The sequence below is a fragment of the Polynucleobacter difficilis genome (assembly GCF_003065365.1).
GTDB classification, from domain to species: Bacteria; Pseudomonadota; Gammaproteobacteria; order Burkholderiales; family Burkholderiaceae; genus Polynucleobacter; species Polynucleobacter difficilis.
The window spans coordinates 1,795,685-1,812,626 of the sequence record NZ_CP023276.1; the positions used below are offsets into that span (position 1 = coordinate 1,795,685).

Sequence of the window (16,942 nt, forward strand, 5' to 3'; positions counted from 1 at the left end):
CCTAAAAGCAAGTTCTAACGCAAGCACCCTAAAGCCTCAAAGGCGGTCTCGTTCTGCCTAAAAATTAGGCAGATTTCCCCTTGCCTACGCTACAATGGAGTGCTTATTTATTGCAGCATTTGCACGCCCCCATTGATGTTTCCATTGACGCTACGGCTTTTATGAAAATCGGCCCCCACCAACTAGCCAATCGACTCTTTGTCGCGCCCATGGCTGGCGTAACCGATCGTCCATTTCGGCAGCTCTGCAAAAAACTGGGTGCGAGCTATGCCGTTTCTGAAATGGTCGCATCCAACGCGCTGCTGTGGAATAGTGAAAAGACTCAGCGCCGCGCCAATCATCAGGGTGAGTTCAAGCCCATTGCGGTGCAAATTGCGGGCGCCGATCCAGCCATGATGGCCGCCGCCGCCAAGATCAATTTAGACCATGGCGCGCAAATCATTGATATCAATATGGGCTGCCCTGCTAAGAAGGTGTGTAACGTTGCAGCCGGTTCTGCCTTATTGCGCGATGAGCCCCTAGTGCAACAGATTTTGGAGGCAGTGGTGAATGCCGTTGGCGCCGGGCCAGATGCAGTGCCGGTGACATTAAAAATCCGCACCGGCTGGGACCGGGAACATAAAAATGCCTTAGCGATTGCGAAGCTTGCAGAGCAATCGGGTATCAGCATGCTCACGGTGCATGGCCGTACGCGCGCGGATCTGTATCACGGTGAAGCCGAATACGAAACCATTACTGCGGTGAAATCAGCCGTTCGCATTCCGGTAGTCGCCAATGGCGATATTCACTCGCCTGAAAAGGCCGCGTTTGTTTTACAACAAACGGGTGCCGATGCCATCATGATTGGCCGCGCCGCTCAAGGCCGCCCTTGGATTTTTCGGGAAATTAATTACTACCTCAATACCGGCAAAAAATTGGATGTTCCAGAGGTGGCTGAAATTCAGACCATCATGAATGATCACTTAATTGACCACTATGCCTTTTATGGTGAATACATTGGGCTACGAACGGCCCGCAAGCACATTGGTTGGTATTGCAAAGGCTTACGAGACTCGCATGCCTTTCGCCAGCGCATGAACACGGCCGATGACTGCAAATCCCAATTGCAAATGGTGAATGATTTTTTTGATGAGATGAAATCCCATTCTGATCGCCTGTTATTTTTAGAAGCTGCTTAAATAGACTGAGTTACACGATGCCCAATAAACACCCCATTAGCGAATGCGTTCAAACCCAGTTGCAACGCTATTTTGCCGACCTCAATGGCAATCCCCCAAATGATGTTTACCACATGGTTTTGAGTGTGGTGGAAAAGCCCATGCTCGAAGTGGTGATGCAACACGCCAAGCAAAATCAATCCCTGGCTGCGCAGTACCTCGGTATCAACCGCAATACCCTCCATAAAAAATTAACTGAGCATCAGCTGATTTAAAGCGCTGCTCTCATACCCATACTTTGAACACGTACACACCATCATGATTCGCACCGCACTCTTATCTGTATCCGACAAAAAAGGTATTATTCCTTTTGCCCAAGCGCTGCATGCCTTGGGCGTCAAACTCATTTCCACTGGTGGGACAGCCAAGCTGCTTGCAGAAAATGGCTTGCCGGTTACCGAGGTATCGTCCCTCACCCAGTTCCCAGAAATGCTCGATGGCCGCGTTAAAACCCTACACCCGATGGTGCACGGAGGCCTACTCGCGCGTCGCGACTCCAAGGAGCATATGGATGCGATAGCGGCCCATGGCATTGCGCCGATTGATATGCTGGTGATCAATCTGTATCCATTCAATCAAACCGTAGCGAAAGATGATTGCTCGTTTGACGAAGCGGTTGAGAACATTGATATTGGCGGTCCGGCGATGCTGCGTGCGGCAGCAAAAAACCACCAGGATGTGACGGTGTTGATTTCACCAGAAGACTACGAGCCCATTCTGACTGAAATGAAGGCACATCAAAATACGGTTTCGTATGCAACGAATTTACGTCTGGCTAAAAAAGTATTTGCACATACCGCGCAATACGATGGCGCGATTGCAAATTACCTCTCATCGCTGGGCAGTGATTTAAGTCATACCAGCCGCTCGCCCTATCCAGAGACCCTGCACCTGGCATTTACTAAAGTGCAAGAGATGCGCTACGGCGAGAACCCACACCAATCGGCTGCGTTTTATCGTGATACAGAAAATGTTGCAGGCGCCCTCGCCAATTACCACCAGCTTCAAGGCAAAGAGCTGTCTTACAACAACATTGCCGATGCGGATGCAGCATGGGAATGCGTCAAGAGCTTTTCGGCTGACTCTGCTGCTCGAGCAGCCTGCGTCATCATCAAGCACGCCAACCCCTGTGGCGTTGCTACCGGCACAACTGGCCTTGAAGCCTATCAAAAAGCCTTTAAAACCGATCCAAGCTCTGCTTTTGGCGGGATCATTGCATTGAATGTGCCTTGCGATGGCGCCATGGCAGAAGCGATCTCCAAGCAATTTGTTGAGGTTCTCATTGCGCCTAGTTTTACTGCGGAAGCAAAAGCCATTTTTGCTAGCAAGCAAAATGTGCGTTTACTTGAAATTCCACTTGGTCTTGGATTTAATGCATTTGATATGAAGCGCGTGGGCGGTGGTTTATTGGTGCAATCGCCCGACTTTAAAAATGTCACGCAACCCGAGCTACGCGTGGTTTCAAAACGCCAGCCGACCCCAACCGAGCTTACGGACATGATGTTCGCTTGGCGGGTTGCTAAGTTTGTTAAATCGAATGCGATTGTCTATTGCGCCAACGGCATGACTTTGGGTATTGGGGCTGGACAAATGAGCCGCGTTGACTCGGCCCGCATGGCTAGCATCAAGGCTGAAAACGCTGGCCTTAGCCTAGCGTCCTCGGCAGTTGCCAGCGATGCCTTCTTTCCGTTCCGGGATGGCCTCGATGTCGTGGTTGCTGCAGGTGCAAGCTGCGCGATTCAGCCTGGTGGCAGCATGCGCGATGAGGAAATCATTGCCGCTGCCAATGAGCATGGCATTGCAATGGTCTTCACCGGCACCCGCCACTTCCGTCACTAAAACGAAACGGGCATTGATAGAACCCATGCGCTGGATCGGAATTGACCCTGGGCTTCGCACGACTGGCTTTGGCATCATTGATGTCGATGGTCAGAAAATGACCTACGTTGCTTCTGGAACCATTGAAAGCGGTGACTCGAAGAAAGGCTTACCTGAGCGCCTAGGTACCTTGTATAGCGGCGTTAAAGAAGTCTTGGACACCTATCATCCCGAATCGGCTGCGATTGAAGAAGTGTTTTTAAACGTCAATCCACGCTCTACCTTAATGCTGGGGCAAGCCAGGGGATCGGTCATCGCCGCCCTTGTTTCAGCCAAGCTAAGCGTGGCTGAATACAGCGCCTTGCGCGTCAAGCAGTCGATAGTTGGCACGGGTCGAGCCACTAAGCCACAAGTACAGGAGATGGTGAAACGCTTGTTGCGCCTAAGCCGTGCGCCCGGCACCGACGCATCCGATGCGCTGGGCGTCGCCATCTGCGCTGCGCACCACTACCGCTTACCTTCGGCCCTCAAACCCAAGCCCTCCAGCAAAGAGTAAGATCACCCCATGATTGGACGCATTCAAGGTACTTTAATTGCCGTACATCCACCGCGCTTAGTGGTGGATTGCCATGGCGTTGGTTATGAAATCGACGTACCGATGAGCACCCTCTATCAATTGCCTGGCATCAACCACACGATTACCTTACTGACGCATTTTCAGGTCCGTGAAGACGCACAGCAACTCTTTGGTTTTGCCACGGAATCCGAGCGCGAAGCCTTTCGGGCGCTGATTAAAATTAGTGGCGTTGGCTCGCGTACGGCGCTTGCCGTTTTATCCGGCATGAGTGTGAATGAATTGGCCCAAGCAATTGCCCTGCAAGAACCGGGTCGCTTCACTCAGGTTCCCGGTATCGGCAAAAAAACTGCTGAGCGTCTCTTGCTTGAACTCAAAGGCAAATTAGGGCCTGATTTAGGTCAAGGCGCTGGTGCAGCAGTGACTGCGCAGCCCAGCAGCGAAGTCTTGCAAGCATTACTCTCCTTGGGTTACTCCGAGAAAGAAGCACTTTTGGCAATTAAGCAAATCAGCCCCGATGCCTCGGTATCCGAAGGTATTCGTCAGGGCTTAAAGTATTTATCTAAAGTGTAAATTGCACGAAGCGAATACACTCTCACCATGGCCATACACACTGACGATTTAAGCGCATTACCGGACGATCTTCCAGCAGAAGGTGATCGCCTAGTGAGTGGCTCGGCTGGTAATGCAGAGGCAGTCTTTGAGCGCGCCTTACGACCACGCCAGCTTGATGAATACGTCGGCCAAAGCAAAGCCCGCTCGCAGCTTGAGATCTTTATTAGCGCCACGCGTGCCCGCAATGAAGCACTCGATCACGTCTTGCTATTCGGACCTCCCGGTTTAGGTAAAACCACGCTGGCACACATCATTGCCCGCGAACTCGGCGTGAACTTGCGCCAAACCAGCGGCCCGGTACTGGATCGCCCAGGCGACCTCGCGGCCCTACTCACCAACTTAGAAGCAAATGACGTTCTCTTTGTTGATGAGATTCATCGCTTATCCCCCGTAGTAGAGGAGATTTTGTACCCGGCTCTAGAAGACTATGCGCTGGACATCATGATCGGTGAGGGCCCTGCCGCGCGCAGCGTCAAGCTGGATCTCAAACCCTTTACCTTAATTGGCGCTACGACCCGTGCCGGCATGCTCACCAATCCCTTGCGCGACCGTTTTGGAATCGTTGCACGCTTAGAGTTCTATACAACCGATGAACTCACCTTGATTGTGGAGCGTTCCGCTAATTTACTCAAAGCCAAGATTGATCCTAGCGGCGCCACCGAAATCGCTCGGCGCGCCCGCGGCACGCCGCGGATTGCCAATCGCCTATTGCGACGTGTGCGTGACTTTGCTGAAGTCAAGGGCACTGGTGTTATTACCAAAGCCATGGCGGATGCTGCACTGGCGATGCTCGATGTCGATCCTAGTGGGTTTGATGTGATGGACCGTAAATTACTCGAAGCAATTCTGCATAAGTTTGATGGCGGTCCGGTTGGGATTGATAACCTGGCTGCAGCCATTGGTGAAGAGCGCGATACGATTGAAGATGTGCTTGAACCCTATTTGATTCAACAGGGCTACTTGCAGCGCACCTCGCGTGGCCGTATTGCTACGCGCTTGGCTTACGAGCACTTTGGCTTAACACCGCCAAGCAACAACCTCGACCTACTGACATAGGCGAATTTAGCTCAGCGTCACCTTTACAAAACGGCGCTTACCCACTTGCAATACAAAGGATCCGGCAGCGACTTGCAAGCCTTTATCGCTCACCACTGTTCCATCAATCCGCACCCCACCCTGCTCTATATTGCGATTGGCTTCTGCATTGGATGGCGCTAAGCCAGTCATCTTGATTAATGCAGTAATGCCGAGGGGCGCACCCGATAAGGCAATCTCGGGAACGTCGTCTGGGATACCGCCTTTGGCGCGGTGATTGAAGTCTTCCAAGGCTTTTTCTGCTGCTGCCTGCGAATGAAAACGCGCCACGATTTCTTGAGCAAGGAGCACTTTGCAGTCACGCGGATTACGGCCTGCGGCTACTTCTTGCTTCATTAGATCAATTTCTGCAAGCGGTCTAAACGACAGTAATGTGAAATAGCTCCACATCAACTCATCGGAAATACTCATCAGCTTGCCAAACATCTCATTTGGCTGCTCACTGATGCCAACGTAATTGGCCTTGGATTTGCTCATCTTCTCAACGCCGTCAAGACCAACGAGCAATGGCATAGTCAAGATGCACTGCGGCTCTTGTCCATATTCCCGCTGCAACTCACGGCCAACGAGTAGATTGAATTTCTGATCAGTGCCGCCCAGCTCTAAATCGCTCTTTAAAGCAACCGAGTCATAACCTTGCATGAGTGGATAAAGAAATTCGTGCACTGAGATTGGTACACCTGAGCGATAGCGCTTCGTAAAGTCATCGCGCTCGAGCATCCGCGCTACGGTATAGCGGGCTGCCAGTTGAATCATGCCACGTGCGCCCAGCGGATCACACCACTCGCTGTTGTAGCGCACTTCGGTTTTACTCGGATCGAGTACGAGGCTGGCTTGCTTGTAATAGGTCTGGGCATTTTCAGCAATGGCTTCTACTGTTAGCGGTGGGCGGGTTGCGTTTCGACCAGAAGGGTCTCCGATCATGCTCGTGAAATCGCCAATCAAGAAAATCACGGTATGGCCCAAGTCTTGCAGTTGCCGCAGCTTATTCAGAACGACCGTATGCCCTAAATGAATGTCTGGCGCCGTTGGGTCAAGGCCCAGCTTAATTCGCAATGGCGTTTTGGTAGCCTGGCTGCGGGCGAGCTTGGCGAGCCAATCGGCTTCGACTAAAAGCTCATCACAACCCCGTTTTGTTACCTCTAAGGCAGCAAAAACGTCAGGGGTTAGTGGGTATTTAGATTCAGGGGTAGCTGCCATACTGATTCAATTATCGAGTTCGGTTAAATTAGGGTTTCAGTTACGATAATCGTATTGTCGCATTCCTCAGAATAGAGCCCGCCTACCGCATGCATACGTCCTCCTCCCTCTACATCGGCATGATGTCTGGCACCAGCCTTGACGGGATTGATGCAGTTCTGGCCGAACTTGGTCCTGATGGCCAAACCCAACTCCGCGGGGCAGTGAGCGCCCCCTTTGCGCCCCCGCTCCGTGACGCCTTATTGGCCCTCCAAACTCCGGGGGAGAATGAGATCCACCGCGAACATCTGGCCGCAAACGCCTTAGCAATGGCGTATGCAGACCTTGTCAAGCAGCTACTGGCGGATAGTAAACGGCAGCCTTCCGAGATCAGCGCTATTGGGGCACATGGGCAAACCATTCGCCACCAAGCGGGCTCCAATAACGCACTTGCGTATACCCACCAAACCCTGAACCCCGCATTGCTGGCTGAACTCACTGGCATTGATGTGATTGCCGACTTTCGGAGCCGTGATCTAGCCGCAGGCGGCCATGGCGCCCCTTTAGTGCCGGCATTTCATGCGCAGCAATTTGCAAGCGATAAAAATATTGCGGTACTGAACCTCGGCGGTATCGCCAACCTCACACTCCTTCCTCAGAACGGAGATGTGACTGGCTTTGATTGCGGCCCCGGTAACATGCTCATGGATACATGGGTTGCAAAACACCAAGGGCATGCCTTTGATCAGGATGGCGCCTGGGCTGCGCAAGGGGCGGTGAATAATTCCCTACTCGAGCGGATGTTGGCGGATCCTTTTTTTACTAAGGCACCCCCAAAAAGCACAGGCCGCGATGACTTTCATCTGCAGTGGTTAGAAAAGCAACTGGGTAACAATACTTATAAGACGGAAGATGTGCAAGCCACGCTATTGCGTCTTACCGTGACTGCGGCGCTGCAATCCATTCAGGCATATGCGCCGCAAACCGAAGTTTTGATTGTCTGTGGTGGTGGCGTTCGTAATACCGCATTACTCAATAGCCTACGCGAGCAGGCACAAGCGATGTTCAAACATACTCTTGAAATCCGCAGCAGCGAAGCCAATGGAGTTGATCCACAGCTGGTTGAGGCCCTGGCCTTTGCATGGCTCGCATGGGCGCACAAAACAAAACGGCCAGCAAATCTGCCGGCCGTTACGGGAGCAAGTGGGCCGCGAATCTTAGGCGCTTGCTACCCTGCTTAAAGGCAATAACTTATGCGGAGAAAGACGATCCGCAACCACAGGTTGTTGTGGCGTTGGGGTTCTTAATTACAAACTGCGAACCGTTGATATCTTCTTTGTAATCGATCTCGGCACCAACAAGATACTGAAAGCTCATTGAGTCCACCAACAGGGTCACGCCATTTTTATCAAAAGCAGTGTCGTCTTCATTCACAGCATCATCAAAGGTGAAGCCGTACTGAAAACCAGAACAGCCGCCGCCTTGAACAAATACGCGCAACTTTAATTCAGGGTTGCCTTCTTCGGCAATCAGGTCCGCTACCTTTGCTGCAGCGCTATCGGTAAAAACCAATGGAATTGGTGGCTCAGCAAGATCGTTGGATTGGGTTGTAGCAACTTGTGTCATAAATGACTCCTAGTTCAAAAAGTGTTTCCCTATTTTAGGCTCTAAATGCCCGCTCCAGCATAAGGGCATGTAAAACGCACTAATACCACTTTAAGGCGAGAGGGCAATTTGGGTCAAGCCCATGGTCTCAGGCAGCCCAAACATCAAATTGAGGCACTGTACGCCTTGACCTGAAGCCCCTTTAACGAGGTTATCCTCCACCACCAATATCACCAGGGTATCGCCATTTCCGGGGCGATGGATCGCGATTCGCAGGCCATTGCTACCCCGTACCGAACGAGTTTCAGGATGGCTACCGGCAGGCATCACATCCACAAAGGGCTCATCTTTGTAAAATTGCTCAAAAACCGCCTGAAAGTCGACGTCCTTGCCCTCCTCAGTAATGCGCGCATACAAGGTCGAGTGAATGCCCCGAATCATGGGCGTGAGGTGCGGCACAAAGGTCAAGCCGATTTGATCGGATTGCGCAATGGCTTTTAAGCCTTGGGTAATCTCAGGGGTATGGCGATGGCCTTTCACGGCATAGGCCTTGAAATTATCACTAGCCTCGGCCATCAAAGTGCCTACCTCCGCTTTACGGCCAGCACCGGAGGTGCCCGACTTAGAGTCGGAGATCAAATGCAGGCCATCAATCCAGCGCTTACCGCGCGTCGATTTCGGCGCCAAGAGCGGAGCAAAACCCAACTGCACGGATGTAGGGTAGCAACCCGCTAAACCGACAACGCGAGCCTTTTTGATTGCCTCCCGATTGATTTCAGGCAGACCATAAACTGCTTCCGCCAAAATCGCTGGGCAAGCATGGGGCATGCCGTACCACTGCGTAAATTCCGCAGTGTCTTTTAAACGAAAGTCCGCCGCCAAATCCAACACCTTCACACCGGCAGCTAGCAATGATTCGGCTTGCGCCATCGCAACACCATGGGGTGTGGCAAAAAACACGGCATCGCACTGATCTAGCTTTGCATCTTCTGGCGTCGTGAACTTCAAATCAATTCGGCCGCGCAATGAGGGAAACATATCAGCAACAGGGATGCCCGCTTCGGTGCGCGATGTGATTGCCTGAATGGTGACCTGGGGATGCTGTGCGAGTAAACGCAAGAGCTCTACCCCGGTATATCCCGTTCCGCCAACAATGCCTACTTTAATCATGCCATTCTCCCAAATACGCTCACACCAAATTATCGTACAGCGCTGCTCACTTTGTCCTTAGTCACACCCTGATTGTAGAAACAAAAAGGGCCGCTTGCGCGACCCTTTCAGCAAAACAGAGCGACTGAAAGTAATTAGCGCTTGCTGAACTGCTTACGACGACGCGCGCCGTGCAGACCAACCTTCTTACGCTCAACTTCACGGGCATCGCGTGTCACCAAACCTGCTTTGGACAGGGTAGGCTTCAATGCGTTGTCGTAGTCGATGAGTGCACGAGTCACGCCATGACGCACTGCGCCCGCTTGGCCGGTTTCACCGCCACCGCTCACGTTCACTTTGATATCAAAGGTAGTGAGGTGGGCTGTAAGGGCCAAAGGTTGACGCGCAATCATGCGGGATGTCTCGCGGGCGAAATAAATGTCAATCGGCTTACCGTTAACCGTGATTTCACCTTTGCCTGATTTAATAAAGACACGGGCCACAGAGCTCTTGCGACGACCTGTACCGTAATTCCAATTTCCGTAATTAATAGCCATGTGGTTTCCTTAGATCTCGAGCACTTTAGGCTGTTGAGCCGTGTGTGGATGCGTAGCGTCGCCGTAGACTTTCAATTTCTTGATCATGGCGTAGCCGAGTGGGCCTTTCGGCAACATACCCTTCACAGCCTTCTCGAGTGCGCGGCCAGGAAAGCGGTCTTGCATCTTATCGAAGTTGGTCGAGCTAATACCACCAGGGTATCCGCTGTGACGGTAATAAATTTTGTTTAAGCCTTTGGTGCCAGTGACACGCAGCTTCGATGAATTGATAACGACAATGAAGTCGCCCGTATCAACGTGGGGGGTGAATTCAGGTTTGTGCTTGCCGCGTAAACGGTGTGCCACTTCACTGGCGACACGACCGAGGACTTTGTCCGTAGCGTCAATCACGAACCAATCACGCTTCACCTCATGGGATTTTGCGGAAAAAGTTTTCATGATTTTCTCAAATTGTTATAGTCAAAAAATTACCATCAATTCAATCATTCGCCCTTTGGCCCTGCTTATGGTTGCAGGCTCGCAGATTGATCAATTAAACTGACACAACAATTACCGCTGACTAGATCGGTAATTCAGTAAAGCCTTGAATTGTAACCCAAAAAAAACCCAGGAACGAGTCCTGGGTTGGAATCCACCGATATTTGGGTGGAGGAGACAATTGCAGAAAGCTGGTTAATCACTGTTACATAACCCGCTGTCAATAAGGTTATTTTATTCGTAACTATGTTGCAATGCAAGAAATTATTTTTTCATAGGTGTTTTTTGACTTACTCGTCTTAATTAAATTCATAAGTAATTGTTTATATTAACTATTTTTGAAGTAAAGGTTCACTAATATGGAATGCAAAGTCACATGGCAAGGCGCTGGAACCATGGCTTTTTCTGCCGAAACCGGCAGTGGTCACCAGTTGCAAATGGATGGACCGCCCGATGCAGGTGGCAAAAATAGCGCTGCTAGGCCTATGGAATTGCTTCTGGCAGGTACCGGCGGGTGCTCGGCATTTGACGTGGTTTTAATCCTCCAGCGGGCTAGGCAAGCAGTCACCGGCTGTGAAGTGGCATTAATGGCAGAGAGGGCTGAAGTCGAGCCCAAGGTCTTTACCAAAATTAATTTGCACTTCACCGTCAAAGGCAAGGACTTGGATCCAAGCAAAGTTTCGCGAGCCGTGCAACTTTCCCATGAAAAATACTGCTCAGCCACTACCATGCTCGCCAAAATGGCTGAAATTACCTACAGCATCGATGTTGTAGCGGAGTAAGTAACTAAAAGGGAAGTGCAGAGTCAATCGATAAGCCGGATTCTGTCGCCCAAACTTGCGTTTGGGGGCAACCATTCCTCTAGGCCGACAGTTACCTGGCGGCTCAAGCTCCCTACCCGCAGACTCAGCGGGCCGCCTCATCGTCTGCTTACTTGGGATTGCTCCGGGTGGAGGTTACCGCGTTTCACCGTAACTAAATACGCTCGTCTCTGTGGCCCTATTCCGCACGTCGCCGTGGATGGCTGTTAGCCAACACCCTGCCCTATGGAGTCCGGACTTTCCTCCCCTTTCTTACGAAAGCGGCGATTGCCTAATTGACTCTGCGCGGACAGTCTAACCGAGACTGCACGTATCTGCCGATAAATTACTCAGCCAAGGACCACGCGATCGTTTCGCCAGCGCGCAGCGGCACGACGACGGTTTCTGCCAAAGGCAATTCCTCAGGCACCTTCTGCGCTACTTTATGCAAGGTAATGGTCTTGGTGTTGCGCGGCATGAGATAAAAATCAGGGCCATAAAAACTAGCAAAGGCTTCAAAGCGGTTCAATTGATTAGCCGCTTCAAATACTTCAGCATACAAACCAAGGGCATTGAAAGCCGTGTAACAACCGGCACAACCGCAACTATTTTCTTTTAGGCCTTTGGCATGCGGCGCACTGTCCGTTCCCAAGAAGAATCGGGGATTACCGCTCGTAGCAGCATCAACTAAAGCCAAGCGGTGCTCTTCGCGCTTCAGAACAGGCAAGCAATAATTATGTGGCCGAATGCCGCCTGCAAAAATTGCATTGCGGTTCATCAGTAAATGCTGGGGCGTAATCGTGGCAGCTAAGGTGTTTTTATTGTTCGTGTGCGCATCGCGAACATAATGCGCCGCTTGCCGCGTCGTGATGTGCTCAAACACAATCTTGAGTTCTGGAAAATCGCGCCGCAATGGCTCAAGGATGGTATCGATAAAAACAGCTTCGCGATCAAACACATCAATTTCGGCATGGGTTACTTCACCATGCATTAGCAAAGGCACGCCTTCTTTTTGCATAGCTTCTAAAGTGGCATAACAGTGTTTGATGTTCGTTACGCCAGCATCGCTGTTGGTTGTTGCGCCAGCCGGGTAGAGTTTAAATCCAGCAACCCCGGCCTCACGCACCTTGCGCACCTCTTCTGCTGGCGTATTGTCTGTCAGATACAAGGTCATTAGCGGAGTGAACCCAGTAATACCACTTGCTTTGAGTTGCGCTTCAATGCGGCCACGGTATGCATTAGCCAAGGCCACTGTCGTCACCGGTGGGCGTAAATTGGGCATGATTATGGCGCGAGCAAACTGCTTGGCAGTATGGGGCAACACATACTTCAATACATCGCCATCGCGGACATGCAAATGCCAATCGTCAGGCTGAGTTAAGGTGATGCTAGTCACTGCGGTCATGGTTTTGCTCTCAATCCAGCGGGCAATAAAATAATGCGGAAGTCGTTCACATTCGTTAACGTTGGGCCCGTTTGCACCAAGGCGTCCAGCTCACTAAAAAATCCATAGCAATCGTGCGCCGCTAAATACTGTCCAGCGCGTTTATGCTCATCCCGGGCGCGTTTGCGTGTAGCAGGAGTAAACCAAGCACCGGCATTTTTTTCACTGCCATCGATGCCGTCGGTATCAGCAGCCAGCGCTGCAATGCCACCGAGATCGGGTGTAGCTGCAAACAGCGATAGTAAGAATTCACTGCAACGCCCGCCGCGGCCTTTAACGCCAGCAGGCAAAGTCACTGTGCACTCACCCCCTGAAATCAAAGCCATTGGCAAGGCGCCCCATTGCCCATGGGTCAGAGCCTCTCTGGCTAATCCCGCATGCACTAAGGCAACGTCTTTTGCTTCTCCCGTAATGGTGTCGCCCAAGATAAATGGGGTGTAACCAAACTGGCGCACACACTCAGCTGCAGCCTCTAGGCTGCGATGGGCTGTAGCAATCACGTGATTGCGAACCGGCTGGTTTACTAAATCAAGCTCTTTTAGGGTTTCTGGAATGAGTCCGTTGCGCCCTTTTTCGAGGTGCGCTAATACACTGGCAGGAATGAGATCAGACCCGAGGTTGTATTTAGCCAAAATCGCACACGCATCTTCATAGGTGGAATAGTCTGCGGCGCAGGGTCCGCTCGCGATGTCCGCCGGCGAATCGCCCGTGACATCGGAAATCAACAAGGCCTCAACACGAGCACCCCGCGCAATCGCAAGGCGCGCGACATTGCCACCCAAAATAGCAGATAGGTGTTTACGTACGATGTTCATTTCTTCGATCGGCGCACCACTTCGCAATAAGGCTTCGGTAGTCTGGCGCATATCACCAATGGTGATTCCAGCCTGTGGCAGCGTCAGCAAACTGGACCCGCCACCAGAGACGAGGGCAATCAAAATGTCACCTGCTTTGAGCTCGCCAACGCGGCGCATCATCTGGGCAGCACCATCCATTCCGGCCTGATCGGGGACAGGATGACCTGCCTCAACAATCGTGATGTATTTTGTAGGAGAGGCGTGACCATAGCGTGTCAACACAATGCCCTCAAGCTGCGCATCAGGCCAATGGCTCGCAGCATGCGACTCGAGTGCAGTAGCCATGGCAGCGCTGGCCTTTCCAGCACCAATTACCAAGCAGCGCCCTTTGGGCTCGCTACCCGCTGGAAAAATACGCGCCAAGCACTCGGGCACGATGTGCTTAGGCTCCGCAACCGCAAGTGCAGCTGCAAAGGTGTCTTTCAGTATCTTTTCTTCTGAGTGGGCCATGAGTATGCTTTCAATACCATTCTAATAAACTGCGTTCCGTTCTTGCATTTGCCACATTTCCGCGTACCGGCCACGGGCTTCCAGTAACTGGGCATGGGTGCCACGCTCAATGATCTGCCCCTGCTCCATCACCAAAATTTGATCGGCATGGGTAATGGTAGAGAGTCGGTGGGCAATAATCAAGGTAGTTCGATTACGCGCCAAATTGAGCAACTCTTCCTGAATTGCCCGCTCTGTCTTGGAATCGAGGGCTGAAGTAGCCTCATCAAAAATCAACATGGCTGGTTTTTTAAGCAATGTTCGAGCAATCGCAACCCGCTGCTTCTCACCGCCCGATAACTTCAATCCACGCTCACCCACCTGGGTGTTATACCCATCCGGTAAGCGCTGAATGAAACCATCAATTTGCGCTGCCCTTGCAGCAGCTTGCACCTCTTCCATCGAAGATCCTGGTTTGCCGTAGGCAATGTTATAGCCGATGGTGTCATTAAATAAAACCGTGTCTTGTGGCACGATGCCAATCGCACTGCGCAAACTCGCTTGCTGAACCGCATCAATGGGTTGCCCATCGATGTCGATACGGCCGCTTTGAATATCGTAAAACCGAAACAACAAACGGGCTAAGGTGCTCTTGCCCGCCCCACTTTGACCAACGACCGCTGTGATCGTCCCCGCCGGAATCGTAAAGCTAATGTCCTTCAAAATCTCCCGCTTTTTTTCATAATGAAACGACACATGTTCAAAACAGACTTCGGGGCCGGTCTGGTAATCGGCAATATGGAGCGGCGGGGCATTGGGCTTATCAGCTACCTCCCGATCGGTGCTCAATAAGCTAAACATACGATCCATATCAGTAATAGCTTGCTTGATCTCCCGATAAATCACGCCCAAGAAATTCAAAGGAATGTACAACTGAATCATCAGTGTGTTGACCAGCACGAGATCGCCCAAGGTCATCGTGCCATTGCTAACACCAATCGTAGCCCGCCACAGAATCAACACGAGGCCAATGGCAATGATGATTTGCTGGCCTAAATTCAAAACCGCCAAAGACTTTTGGGACTGGATGGCTGCGGTTTGGTAGCGCACTAAATTTTCATCATAGCGACGCGATTCAAACTGCTCATTACCAAAATACTTCACGGTCTCAAAATTCAATAAAGAATCGATAGCCCTTTGATTTGCCTTCGAGTCCATGTCATTCATGGTTCTTCTAAAATGCGTACGCCACTCGGTCACCACGACGGTAAAAATAATGTAGAGCACTAAAGCTACAAAGGTGATGACGGCAAACCAAATGTCATAGGCATAGGCTAAGTAACCAAGCACCAAGCAAAACTCAATCAGGGTTGGGAGAATGCTGTACAGCGAATATGAAATTAGCGACTGGATGCCGCGGGTGCCGCGCTCAATATCACGACTCACGCCACCCGTTTGACGCGCCAAATGAAAGCTCAGCGCTAGAGAATGCAAATGGTTAAAGACCTGTAATGCCACCTTGCGGACAGCATTTTGGGTCACTCGCGCAAACAAGGCCTCACGCAGTTCGTTAAACAAAGAAGCAGATACGCGCAAAGCCCCATATGCCAGAATCAAACCCACGGGAATCAACATCAAGGCCTGCGCTGAATCCACTTTTACATTGAGTGTGTCAATCAAATCCTTTAAGAGGATCGGAATACCCAAGTTCGCAAATTTAGCCGCAATCAAACACGACAGCGCCAATGCCACGCGTATCTTGTGCTCGAGTAAATAGGGCAGTAAATCGCGAATGACGCGCCAGTCACCCCGGGTAAAAGCGTTTGCTTTTGGGGTGCCGGCAGAATCAGCTGCTGCGTGGTGTGAACTGGGTCTCATTAGGCTATCTTAGTGATGAATGGCCTACTTTGCTGCATGCTGGGCTTGTAAGCGTAGGATCGCTGCAGTATTACTTTCCGAGAAACACCGTTTTGCCGCTTCGGCAAAGGGTAACCACTCAAACGCGGTGTGCTCTCGTGGTGCTAAGCGCACCGCGGTATTGCTAGGAACCAAGAGTGAGAACCAATGCTCGCGATTGCTCGTCACACCGGGCGCATAGCGATAACGCCAATCCGGGTAGATCACATAATCGACGGCGTGCTGCATATCGTGAAGAGCATCCGCTGGCAATGCAGTGATATCAATGCCCGTCTCCTCAGATACCTCGCGTATTGCCGCTTCACGCGTAGGCTCGTCCGGAAAATCAAGACTGCCGGTCACCGACTGCCAAAATCCAGGCCGATCAGCGCGCTCAATCAGTAAAACCTCACCCTCCGCATTGTGAATCACGACCAATACTGAAATGGGGATTTTCACTCGAACATTACCGGCATCTATGATGCTCATTTAATGCGAAGTTTTCTAAATAAAATTCCAAGATAGTATTTTCGTATAAATTCAAATTTAGATTTCAAAGAGATAGAATAGTCTTTTGTATTTTGTACATACCAGCTATTTAATCCCGTTCTTAGCAAAAATTCATAGCCATTAGCAGTCATGAACTTATGCTTATCCTGTGAGGTGACATGGTCCTCCAGAAGCACCAATTTAGGTTTCCACCGTTGAATGTCAAATCCTTTAAACAATTCAATTTCATGGCCTTCAACATCGATGGATAGTAGATCGAAATTAGCCTGGATATTATTCTCTTCCAATATTGAATCAAGGGTTCTAGTTTCAATGTAAATTACATCTTGCTTCACCTTGTTCGTATGAATTAATTTACTCTCCAAGGTTGAGCAGACGCCAAACGATATTAAGGGTAGGATTTTTTTATGATTACCTATACTCGAGCATGCATATGGCACAACAGTAGAGGTTCTGTGCTCTCTTAAAAGCGCACACATATTAGGCAGTGGCTCAATTAAAAGGCCGTTCCACCCCATTTGCTCCAAATGAAAAGATTGTGATTCTATAAATGGATCATTTGCTCCAACATCAACGAAAACACCATTTGTCTTGCCATTAAAGAATGATTTAACACATTCCTGCTCAAGCGCGGGCGGAACCTTATTGTTGTAGATCGTTTTACTTTGAAAATTGACATACTGACTGAGAATAGTTTTCATAGTTACATTCTTAATATAT

General features: G+C 50.7%; 18 protein-coding genes and 1 other RNA gene. 8 read left to right on the plus strand and 11 right to left on the minus strand.

What is annotated here, in order from left to right; translation table 11 throughout:
- The first annotated feature begins 161 nt into the window (after window positions 1–161).
- Genes dusB through ruvB form a run of 6 tightly spaced genes read left to right on the plus strand, consistent with a single transcriptional unit; the run spans window position 162 to window position 5,280 of the window.
- Window positions 162–1,178 carry a tRNA dihydrouridine synthase DusB gene (dusB, locus tag AOC34_RS09125; protein WP_108470152.1) on the plus strand — a complete coding sequence of 339 codons (1,017 nt, stop codon included), beginning with the start codon at window positions 162–164 and terminating at the stop codon, window positions 1,176–1,178.
- Window positions 1,179–1,195: 17 nt separating this feature from the next.
- Complete coding sequence (locus AOC34_RS09130) at window positions 1,196–1,432, plus strand: helix-turn-helix domain-containing protein (RefSeq protein ID WP_108469760.1); 237 nt, start codon at window positions 1,196–1,198, stop codon at window positions 1,430–1,432.
- Window positions 1,433–1,475: 43 nt separating this feature from the next.
- On the plus strand, window positions 1,476–3,056 hold the full coding sequence (gene purH / locus AOC34_RS09135; protein WP_108469761.1) for a bifunctional phosphoribosylaminoimidazolecarboxamide formyltransferase/IMP cyclohydrolase: 1,581 nt from the start codon (window positions 1,476–1,478) through the stop codon (window positions 3,054–3,056).
- Window positions 3,057–3,081: 25 nt separating this feature from the next.
- Window positions 3,082–3,591 (plus strand): crossover junction endodeoxyribonuclease RuvC, encoded by a 510-nt coding sequence (gene ruvC, locus AOC34_RS09140; RefSeq protein WP_108469762.1) that lies wholly within the window; start codon window positions 3,082–3,084, stop codon window positions 3,589–3,591.
- Between the two features lie 9 nt (window positions 3,592–3,600).
- Complete coding sequence (ruvA, locus tag AOC34_RS09145; RefSeq protein ID WP_108469763.1) at window positions 3,601–4,182, plus strand: Holliday junction branch migration protein RuvA; 582 nt, start codon at window positions 3,601–3,603, stop codon at window positions 4,180–4,182.
- Between the two features lie 27 nt (window positions 4,183–4,209).
- Window positions 4,210–5,280 carry a Holliday junction branch migration DNA helicase RuvB gene (gene ruvB / locus AOC34_RS09150; protein ID WP_108469764.1) on the plus strand — a complete coding sequence of 357 codons (1,071 nt, stop codon included), beginning with the start codon at window positions 4,210–4,212 and terminating at the stop codon, window positions 5,278–5,280.
- 6 nt (window positions 5,281–5,286) lie between these two features.
- On the opposite strand, the gene tyrS is transcribed toward ruvB, so the two are convergent.
- The gene (gene tyrS / locus AOC34_RS09155) at window positions 5,287–6,519 is read right to left on the minus strand and encodes a tyrosine--tRNA ligase (RefSeq protein ID WP_108469765.1); all 1,233 of its coding nucleotides are present in this window, start codon (window positions 6,517–6,519) and stop codon (window positions 5,287–5,289) included.
- Between the two features lie 89 nt (window positions 6,520–6,608).
- Between tyrS and AOC34_RS09160 the strand changes: the two genes are divergently transcribed.
- Entirely contained in the window at window positions 6,609–7,739 is a 1,131-nt protein-coding gene (locus AOC34_RS09160) for an anhydro-N-acetylmuramic acid kinase (protein ID WP_108469766.1), read from the plus strand.
- Between the two features lie 10 nt (window positions 7,740–7,749).
- Here the strand turns inward: AOC34_RS09160 and erpA are convergent, their stop codons facing one another.
- The 4 genes from erpA to rplM all read right to left on the minus strand — a co-directional run bounded on the left by erpA (window position 7,750) and on the right by rplM (window position 10,247).
- Complete coding sequence (gene erpA / locus AOC34_RS09165; protein WP_108469767.1) at window positions 7,750–8,124, minus strand: iron-sulfur cluster insertion protein ErpA; 375 nt, start codon at window positions 8,122–8,124, stop codon at window positions 7,750–7,752.
- A gap of 90 nt (window positions 8,125–8,214) precedes the next feature.
- Entirely contained in the window at window positions 8,215–9,273 is a 1,059-nt protein-coding gene (gene argC, locus AOC34_RS09170; protein ID WP_108469768.1) for an N-acetyl-gamma-glutamyl-phosphate reductase, read from the minus strand.
- Between the two features lie 134 nt (window positions 9,274–9,407).
- On the minus strand, window positions 9,408–9,809 hold the full coding sequence (gene rpsI / locus AOC34_RS09175) for a 30S ribosomal protein S9 (RefSeq protein ID WP_108469769.1): 402 nt from the start codon (window positions 9,807–9,809) through the stop codon (window positions 9,408–9,410).
- Between the two features lie 9 nt (window positions 9,810–9,818).
- Window positions 9,819–10,247 carry a 50S ribosomal protein L13 gene (gene rplM / locus AOC34_RS09180; protein WP_108469770.1) on the minus strand — a complete coding sequence of 143 codons (429 nt, stop codon included), beginning with the start codon at window positions 10,245–10,247 and terminating at the stop codon, window positions 9,819–9,821.
- A 398-nt stretch (window positions 10,248–10,645) separates the two neighbouring features.
- Between rplM and AOC34_RS09185 the strand changes: the two genes are divergently transcribed.
- Window positions 10,646–11,068 (plus strand): OsmC family protein, encoded by a 423-nt coding sequence (locus tag AOC34_RS09185; protein WP_108469771.1) that lies wholly within the window; start codon window positions 10,646–10,648, stop codon window positions 11,066–11,068.
- Window positions 11,069–11,083: 15 nt separating this feature from the next.
- Here the strand turns inward: AOC34_RS09185 and rnpB are convergent.
- The 6 genes from rnpB to AOC34_RS09215 all read right to left on the minus strand — a co-directional run bounded on the left by rnpB (window position 11,084) and on the right by AOC34_RS09215 (window position 16,923).
- An RNA gene (rnpB, locus tag AOC34_RS09190) (RNase P RNA component class A) lies at window positions 11,084–11,390 on the minus strand.
- Between the two features lie 42 nt (window positions 11,391–11,432).
- Window positions 11,433–12,491, minus strand: coding sequence for a dihydroorotase (gene pyrC, locus AOC34_RS09195; RefSeq protein WP_108469772.1), 1,059 nt, complete (start codon window positions 12,489–12,491; stop codon window positions 11,433–11,435).
- Window positions 12,488–13,837: a glycerate kinase type-2 family protein gene (locus tag AOC34_RS09200; RefSeq protein WP_108469773.1), complete on the minus strand. Its 1,350-nt coding sequence runs from the start codon at window positions 13,835–13,837 to the stop codon at window positions 12,488–12,490. The genes pyrC and AOC34_RS09200 overlap by 4 nt, the downstream gene beginning before the upstream one ends.
- A gap of 21 nt (window positions 13,838–13,858) precedes the next feature.
- Window positions 13,859–15,694 carry an ABCB family ABC transporter ATP-binding protein/permease gene (locus AOC34_RS09205; RefSeq protein ID WP_108469774.1) on the minus strand — a complete coding sequence of 612 codons (1,836 nt, stop codon included), beginning with the start codon at window positions 15,692–15,694 and terminating at the stop codon, window positions 13,859–13,861.
- Window positions 15,695–15,718: 24 nt separating this feature from the next.
- Window positions 15,719–16,201 (minus strand): dihydroneopterin triphosphate diphosphatase, encoded by a 483-nt coding sequence (nudB, locus tag AOC34_RS09210; protein ID WP_108469775.1) that lies wholly within the window; start codon window positions 16,199–16,201, stop codon window positions 15,719–15,721.
- Entirely contained in the window at window positions 16,198–16,923 is a 726-nt protein-coding gene (locus AOC34_RS09215) for an FkbM family methyltransferase (protein ID WP_108469776.1), read from the minus strand. The genes nudB and AOC34_RS09215 overlap by 4 nt, the downstream gene beginning before the upstream one ends.
- Window positions 16,924–16,942 lie beyond the last annotated feature (19 nt).

Bases quoted from the DNA above. Each gene is read 5' to 3' on its own strand.
- dusB (WP_108470152.1), top strand. From the start codon at position 162: ATGAAAATCGGCCCCCACCAACTAGCCAATCGACTCTTTGTCGCGCCC.
- AOC34_RS09130 (WP_108469760.1), top strand. From the start codon at position 1,196: ATGCCCAATAAACACCCCATTAGCGAATGCGTTCAAACCCAGTTGCAA.
- purH (WP_108469761.1), top strand. From the start codon at position 1,476: ATGATTCGCACCGCACTCTTATCTGTATCCGACAAAAAAGGTATTATT.
- ruvC (WP_108469762.1), top strand. From the start codon at position 3,082: ATGCGCTGGATCGGAATTGACCCTGGGCTTCGCACGACTGGCTTTGGC.
- ruvA (WP_108469763.1), top strand. From the start codon at position 3,601: ATGATTGGACGCATTCAAGGTACTTTAATTGCCGTACATCCACCGCGC.
- ruvB (WP_108469764.1), top strand. From the start codon at position 4,210: ATGGCCATACACACTGACGATTTAAGCGCATTACCGGACGATCTTCCA.
- tyrS (WP_108469765.1), bottom strand. From the start codon at position 6,519: ATGGCAGCTACCCCTGAATCTAAATACCCACTAACCCCTGACGTTTTT.
- AOC34_RS09160 (WP_108469766.1), top strand. From the start codon at position 6,609: ATGCATACGTCCTCCTCCCTCTACATCGGCATGATGTCTGGCACCAGC.
- erpA (WP_108469767.1), bottom strand. From the start codon at position 8,124: ATGACACAAGTTGCTACAACCCAATCCAACGATCTTGCTGAGCCACCA.
- argC (WP_108469768.1), bottom strand. From the start codon at position 9,273: ATGATTAAAGTAGGCATTGTTGGCGGAACGGGATATACCGGGGTAGAG.
- rpsI (WP_108469769.1), bottom strand. From the start codon at position 9,809: ATGGCTATTAATTACGGAAATTGGAATTACGGTACAGGTCGTCGCAAG.
- rplM (WP_108469770.1), bottom strand. From the start codon at position 10,247: ATGAAAACTTTTTCCGCAAAATCCCATGAGGTGAAGCGTGATTGGTTC.
- AOC34_RS09185 (WP_108469771.1), top strand. From the start codon at position 10,646: ATGGAATGCAAAGTCACATGGCAAGGCGCTGGAACCATGGCTTTTTCT.
- pyrC (WP_108469772.1), bottom strand. From the start codon at position 12,491: ATGACCGCAGTGACTAGCATCACCTTAACTCAGCCTGACGATTGGCAT.
- AOC34_RS09200 (WP_108469773.1), bottom strand. From the start codon at position 13,837: ATGGCCCACTCAGAAGAAAAGATACTGAAAGACACCTTTGCAGCTGCA.
- AOC34_RS09205 (WP_108469774.1), bottom strand. From the start codon at position 15,694: ATGAGACCCAGTTCACACCACGCAGCAGCTGATTCTGCCGGCACCCCA.
- nudB (WP_108469775.1), bottom strand. From the start codon at position 16,201: ATGAGCATCATAGATGCCGGTAATGTTCGAGTGAAAATCCCCATTTCA.
- AOC34_RS09215 (WP_108469776.1), bottom strand. From the start codon at position 16,923: ATGAAAACTATTCTCAGTCAGTATGTCAATTTTCAAAGTAAAACGATC.